The following is a 7,618-nucleotide window of genomic DNA, read 5'->3' as shown; positions in this document are numbered from 1 at the left end:
ATCCTGACGCACACCATCGAGGAGAACCTGGAGACGGTTGCGCACCGCAGCGTCGCCACGTTGGTGCGCGATGGCGATGACACCGTCTGTTTCCATGAGCATCTCAACAGTGCGCACCCGGTGAGTCCTCGGGAGCTGCCGCACCCCGCTGAGCCGCACCCGGTATTGCCCGCCACACCGTGGCGGCACACCCACCATTGGCTGGAGATCGAAAACTCCGTTGCCGCAGCCGAATCCGCGCCGCGGCCGGGCGTACTACTGGGTACGCACATCACGATCGGCAGCACACCGACTGTGCACCTGTGGCAGGCGCGGCTGGCGCCGGAGTCCAAGCCGTACCCGGGTAGCCACCGCAACAACGGGGTGGAGTTGGTGCCCGCATCGGTGCTGCTGCAAACGCTTTCCGAGGCCGCGGCCGAGGTGAGCGGGCGGTCGGCGCTCAGCGACATCCGCTTCGAGCATCCCGTCGTCGTCGACCGGCCGCGGACCATCCAGGTCGTCGCCGACGGCGAATCGGTCGTCATCCTGTCGAAGTCGGTGACCGACGACGACCCGGCGGCGCGCTGGGTCAAACACGTCAGCGCCCGCATCACGCAGCCCGTCGAGCCCGCGTCGGACACTGTACGGCCCACAAACGGCCACGCCGGAACAACATTCGACGACGACGCGGTGACCTCGCTGTGGCTGACCTGGGGCAGTGAAGGGCGCCCGTTCGACTGGTCAGTTCAGTCCGGGCGCACGACCCCGGTGCAGTTGCGGGCCGACATCGAGTCCGCAGCGTCGGGTACGGTGCCGCTGCTCGACGCCGCGCTGCACATCGCGCGGCTGGTGGACGGCACCAACCCCGAGCTGATGGTGCCCGCTGCCGTCGACAGCGTCCGGTTTTCCGCACCGCCCGCCGACGGCCGGGCCGGCGTCACCGTGCAGCGTCGCGACGGCGAGGACGGTGAACTCATCGTCGACATCGCGGTGACGACGCCCGACGGTGCGCGCTGCGTCGACATCCGCGCGCTTCGCTACAGCGCACTGGACACCGCGGCCCCCGTCGGTGACCCGAGCTCGATCGCGCACGCGATTGACTGGCAGCCCTGGGACGCCGCGCCGCAAACACCGGACCGGCCCGGCACGCTGGCGGTAGTCGGCGGCGGTGCCACCGCCGAGGCGCTGCGGGGTGGACTCACCGCGGCCGGTCACCGCGCCGCCGGGGTCAACGAGGCCCAGACCGTCGTCTACGTCGCCGACTCTCGGCCGGACGAGAGCGACCTGGACTGCGCGTCGCGACTGGTCGGTGAGGTCTCCGCGCTGGTGGCGCAGCTGGCCGAACGCGACGACCATCCGCCGGCGCTGTGGATCGTCACGCACGGCGTCCATGAGGCCGCTTCCGATGCCGCGGTGCGGCAAAGCTGCCTGTGGGGTCTGGCCGGGGTGATCCGGGCCGAGCAACCGCAGCTGTGCGGTGGTTTGGTGGACGTACCCGCACACCCAGCCGCCATCGCCGATTGCGTCGCGACGCTGTCGGGAGTGCTGCGCACGCCGGCCAAATCCATCCTGGTGCTGCGTGACGGGCAGTTCCTCGCACCGGCGTTCACCCCGATCTCCGGTCCGCCGCAACGCGAGCCGATGGTGTGCCAACCTGACGGGGCCTACCTGGTCACCGGCGGCATGGGGGCGCTCGGCCTGCTGATGGCCGGATGGCTGGCCGACCGGGGCGCCCGCCGCGTGGTGCTGGCCGGCCGCAGCGCGCTGCCGCCCCGGCGCGACTGGGACAGCGACGGCCTCGATGACGACATCCGGCACAAGATCGCCGGTATCCGGGCGCTGGAGCGTCGCGGAGTCACCGTCGACGTGGCCGCCCTGGACATCGGCTCCCGAGACGGTGTGGTCGACCTGCTGGCCCGCCGCGACGCGGCGGGAGCACCGCCGATCCGCGGCATCATCCACGCCGCCGGCGTCACCGAGGGCCAGCTGCTGACCGAGGTCGACGACGACCGGCTCCGGGCCACCATGTGGCCGAAGGTCGCCGGCGCCCAGGTGCTGCACGAACTCTTCCCGCCGGCCAGCCTCGACTTCTTCTTCATGACCGCCGCGGCGGGTGCGGTGTTCGGGGTGCCCGGCCAGGGCGCCTACGCGAGCGCTAACGCCTATCTGGACGGGCTGGCCCGTGCCCGCAACAAGCGGGGCTGCCACAGCGTCAGCCTGGACTGGGTGGCCTGGAAGGGCCTCGGCTTCGGCGCCGAGGCGCACGTCGTGCTGCACGAGCTGGAGCGGATGGGTTCCCGGCCGATCTCGCCGACCGAGGCCTTCGCCGCCTGGGATCACGTGGAGCACTACGACGTCGCCCAGGCCGTGATGGTGCCGCTGCCCAGGGAGGGAAAGCCCGGGGAGTCCGCTGCCGAGGGTTCGGCAGCTGCCCGCGAGTGGGCGCAGCTGCCGGCCGATGAGATACTCAGCGAGCTCGAAATCGGGTTGCGCAGCATCCTGGCCCGCGAGCTTCGCATGTCGGAGGCTGAACTACAGCTGGACCGGCCGTTCGCCGAACTCGGCCTCAACTCGGTGATGGCGATGGCGGTCCGGCGCGACATCGAGCAGCTCGTCGGCCTGGAGCTGTCGGCGACGATGCTGTGGAACCACCCGACGACTGCAGCGCTGGCGGCGCATCTGACCGGCAAACTGCTGCCGCAGGAAGACTCCGGCGACGACTCGGCGGGCGGGGGCGGCGAGCTGACCGAGTCGGCCGACAGTGTGTTGAATGAGCTGTTCGACAGCGTGGAATCGGCTCCGGCCGGATGGGATGGGATCTAGTGGGAATTGAGTTCCCCGCATGACCGCAGCATTTGACGAAGAATCGCTGCGCCACTGGCTGGCCGACTATCTGGTCACCAACATCGGCTGCAGCCCCGACGAAATCGACTTCAACGCGTCGCTGAACGACCTGGGCGTCGGGTCGCGCGACGCCGTGGTGCTCTGCGGTGAGCTGTCCGAACTGCTCGGTCGCAAAGTGTCGCCGGTGGAGCTCTGGCAACATCCGTCGGTGACGGAGCTGGCGAAGTTCCTCATCGAACCGGACGCGTGCGACGAGGAGTCGGCGCCGGAACCCGGCCGGTTGGGCACCGACGAGCCCATCGCGGTGATCGGTCTGGGTTGCCGGTTCCCCGGCGACATCAACTCGCCGGAAGTGCTGTGGCAGTTCCTGATCGACGGCGGCAATGCGGTAACGGAGGTGCCCGACGGCCGCTGGGCGCCGTTCGACGACGGGTCGCCCGAGGTCTCGGGGACCATCGCCCGCACCACCCGATGGGGCTCGTTCCTGAGCGACATCGCCGCCTTCGACGCGGAGTTCTTCGAGATCTCCAGCCGCGAAGCCGTCAAGATGGACCCGCAACAGCGACTGTTGCTGGAAGTGGCGTGGGAAGCGTTGGAGCACGCCGGAATTCCGGCGACCTCCTTGCGGCGCTCGCAGACTGGGGTGTTCGTCGGAGCCAGCATCACCGAGTACGGCTGCCATGCCTCCGCCGACGTGACGGGCGTGGATGCCTGGAGCAACGCCGGTGGCGCACTGAGCATCATCGCCAACCGGCTGTCGTATTTCCTGGATTTGCGCGGCCCCTCGGTGACAGTGGACACCGCGTGCTCGTCGTCGCTGGTCGCGCTGCACCTGGCGTGCCGGAGCCTGCGGACCGGGGAGTGCGAGACCGCCGTCGCCGGCGGCGTGAACCTGCTGATGTCCCCGGCGGTGTTCCGTGGCTTCGACCAGAGCGGTGCGCTGTCGACGACCGGCGCCTGCCACGCGTTCGACGCCGAGGCCGACGGTTTCGTCCGGGGCGAGGGTTGCGGCGTCGTGGTGCTCAAGCGGCTCTCCGATGCCCGGCGTGACGGCGACCGGGTGTGGGCGGTGGTCCGCGGATCGGCGATAAACTCCGACGGCCACTCCAACGGCCTGCTGGCTCCCAACCCGGCCGCCCAGATGGCGGTGCTGCGCTCGGCCTACGCCGACGCCGGAATCGCGCCGCAGGAAGTCGACTACGTCGAAACCCACGGCACCGGAACCCTGCTCGGGGACCCGATCGAGGCCCGGGCGCTGGGAACGGTGTTGGGGCGCGGGCGGCCTGCGGAGGCCCCGCTGCTGCTCGGTGCCGCCAAGTCGAACCTCGGCCACCTCGAGGCGGCCGCCGGCATGGTCGGGTTCATCAAATCGGTGCTGGCCGTGCAGCGCGGGCAGATTCCGCGCAACCTGCACTTCAACACCCCGAACCCGCACATCTCCTTCGACCAGATGCGGTTGAAAGTCGTTGCCGAACAACAGGACTGGCCGTCTACCGACCATCCGCGCCGGGCCGGGATCTCCTCGTTCGGCTTCGGAGGCACCAATGCGCACGTGGTGATCGAGCAGGCGCCGCCCGCCAAGATCACTGCCCGCGAAGCAGATCCGGCGGTCACCACTCTGGTGGTCTCCGGACGGAACCAGGAGCGGATCGCAGCGACCGCCGGCGACCTGGCCGCCTGGCTGGACGGGGCGGGCGCCGAGGTGGCCCTGCCCGACGTCGCGCACACCCTCAACCACCACCGCGCCCGGCAGCCCCAGTTCGCCACCGTGTGTGCCCGCGAGCGCGGCCAGGCCATCCGCGGCCTGCAGGCGCTGGCCGCCGGCACGTCGGCCGACGGTGTCGTCGGTCCGCACGACGGGCCGTGCGGCCCCGGCACGGTATTCGTGTATTCCGGGCAGGGCTCACACTGGACCGGCATGGGCCGGCAACTGCTCACCGACGAACCGGCATTCGCCCGGGCGCTGGCCGTGCTGGAACCGGCGTTCGTGGAACACGTCGGATTCTCGCTGTGGCAGGCGATCTCCGGCGGTGAACCGGTCAGCGGCGACGCGCAGGTGCAGCCCGTCCTGATGGGACTCCAGCTGGCCCTGACCGAGTTGTGGCGCTCCTACGGGGTGCACCCCGACGCCGTCATCGGTCACTCCATGGGTGAGGTGACCGCAGCAGTGGTGGCCGGCGCGCTGAGCCCGGCCGACGGATTCCGGGTGATCGCGGCCCGCTCCCGGCTGATGTCGCAGCAGGCCGGCCAGGGCGCGGTGGCGTTGCTGAACTTGGACGCCGACGCCGCCGAGTCGCTGCTGGCCGGCTACCCGGACGTCAGCGTGGCGGGCTACCTGTCGCCCAAACAGACCGTGGTGGCCGGACCGGTGGCGCCGGTTGATGCGGTGATCGCCGCGGTCAGCGCCGGAAACAAATTCGCCCGGCGGGTCAACATGGAAGTCGCCTCGCACACCGCGCTGATGGATCCGATCCTGCCCGACCTGCGGGCGGCGCTGGCGGATCTGACGCCCGAGGTCGCCACCATCCCGTTCTTCTCCACCGTGACCGAGAGCGCGATGCCGGCCGGCGGCATGCCACTGCTCGATGCCGACTACTGGGTGAACAATGTGCGGCAGCCCGCGCTGCTGACGCAGGCCATCACCGCCGCCGGCGCCGAGCACACCACCTTCGTCGAGATCAGCGCGCACCCGATCCTGACCCACGCGATCGCCGACACCTGCGACGCGCTGGGCGGTCACCACCACAGCGTGGGGACCCTGATGCGCAACGCCGACGACGCGGTCAGTTTCCACACCAACCTCAACCGCACGCATACCGCCCAGCCGCCGCAGGCCCCGCACCCGCCGGAGCCGCACCCGGTGCTGCCCACCACACCGTGGCAGCACAGCCGGTACTGGATCGACACCGTCGCCATCCGCAACGGCGCCGGGTCGGTGACCGCCGGGGCCGAGGTGCCCACCGGCCGGGCCGGTGCGGTGCCCACCGAGTGGTGGTGCGAGCTGACCTGGCCGGCCGCCGAGGTGGCGGCAGCCGAAGCCGCCGAGCAGTCCTGGCTGGTGATCGGCGACGACACGTTGGGCGCCGAGCTCACTGCGTTGCGCGGCGGCGCGGTGACGACGGTGGCCGCCGACGCCGACCAGTCGGCACTGACAGCGGCGCTGAGCGGAGCCACCCACGTGCTGTACGCGCCCGCGGCGGCCGCTGCCGACCTCGGTGCGGCACCGGCCTACCAGGTGTTCAACACCGCACGACGACTGGTCACCACGATGCTGGGCCAGCAGACACCGGCCACGTTGTTCCTGCTGACCCGCAACGCCCAGCCCGTCGGCGACGGCGACCGGGCCAACCCCGCGCACGCCGTGCTGTGGGGACTGGGCCGCAGCCTGGCCCTGGAACACCCCGAGATCTGGGGCCGGGTCATCGACGTCGATGAGTCCGTTCCGGCCGCGCTGGTCGCCGGCTACCTGCTCGCCGAAGCCGGCGCCGCCGACACCGAGGACCAGATCGTCTACCGCGCCGGTATCCGCCGCGTCCCGCGGTTGCGCAAGGGCCGTCCCAGCGGCGCCGCCACGCCGGTCGAATTCGCGGCCGACAGCTGCCATCTGGTGATCGGCGCCACCGGCAACATCGGCCCGCAGCTGGTTCGGCAGCTGGCGGCCAGCGGAGCCAAGACCATCGTCGCGGTGTCGCGGCGGCCGGGCACCCGTCTGGACGAACTGGCGGCCGAGTTACCCGGGACGACACTGGTGACGGTGGCCGCCGACGCTGCCGACGAGGCCGCGATGAGTGCGCTGTTCGACCGGTTCGGCGCCGACCTACCGCCGTTGGCCGGTATCCACGTGGCCGCCTTCGCCGGTGGTCCGATCACCTTGCGGGACATGACCGATGACGACGTCACCGCCATGTTCCGGCCCAAGCTCGACGTGGTCGCCGTGTTGCACAAGCTGTCGCTGCGGCACCCGGTGCGCCACTTCGTGCTGTTCTCGTCGATCTCCGGAATCACCGGATCGCGCTGGCTGGCGCACTACACCGCGACCACCACCTTCCTGGACACCTTCGCCTACGCGCGCCGGGCGGCCGGGCTGCCGGCCACCGCGATCAACTGGGGATTGTGGAAGTCGTTGGACGACACCCAATCCGACGCCGAGCGTCAGGTGACCGCGGAGTCCGGGCTGCAGCCGATGGCCGACGAGGTCGCGATCGGGGCACTGCCCCTGGTGATCGGCGCGCAGAGCGCCGTGCGGCACACCATCGTCGCGGCGGACTGGCCGCGGCTGGCCACCGCCTACCGCACCCGGGCGGCGTTGCACATCGTCGACGACCTCTTGGCCGTCGCCGCGCCCGCCGACGGATCGGCGCCGGTCACCACCGAGTTCCGCCGCACCCTGGGCGACGCGGAACCCGAACAGCGCCTGGAGTTGCTGCGCGAACACGTCATCACGCAGGTCGTCGCCGCCATGGGTCTGGCATCGCGCCACGCCCTGGACCCCACGGCCGGATTCTTCGCCTCCGGCATGGATTCGCTGATGAGCGTCACCCTGCAGCGCGCCCTGTCCGACAGCCTCGGCGAAACCCTGCCGGCCGCAGTCGTTTTCGACTACCCGACCATCGATGCGCTGACCGGGTACCTGGCCACGATCCTGCCCGAGCTGGTGGAGGCAGCCGAGCAGGACAGCGCCGACGACTATGACGACATGAGTGATGACGAGCTGCTCGCGCAGCTTTCAGAGAGGTTGAATTGAGCGGGATGGTTACGGGGCCGACAGGGTCGGCCGGGGGGTCGGATCGTCGCT

Annotated in this window: 2 protein-coding genes; both read left to right on the top strand. The window is 70.7% G+C overall.

The annotated features are described in order from the left end of the window. The coding region (locus tag AC5Y31_RS21740) for a KR domain-containing protein (RefSeq protein WP_499982956.1) at positions 1 to 2,802 on the top strand (2,802 nt) is incomplete at its 5' end. Positions 2,803 to 2,821: 19 nt separating this feature from the next. Beyond that, a complete protein-coding gene (locus AC5Y31_RS21735; RefSeq protein ID WP_499982955.1) occupies positions 2,822 to 7,567 on the top strand; it encodes an SDR family NAD(P)-dependent oxidoreductase in 4,746 nt (1,581 codons plus the stop codon). Positions 7,568 to 7,618: the final 51 nt, after the last annotated feature.

Source organism: Mycobacterium sp. NGS18 (genome assembly GCF_059813185.1).
This window is presented reverse-complemented; position numbering and strand designations above follow the sequence as displayed.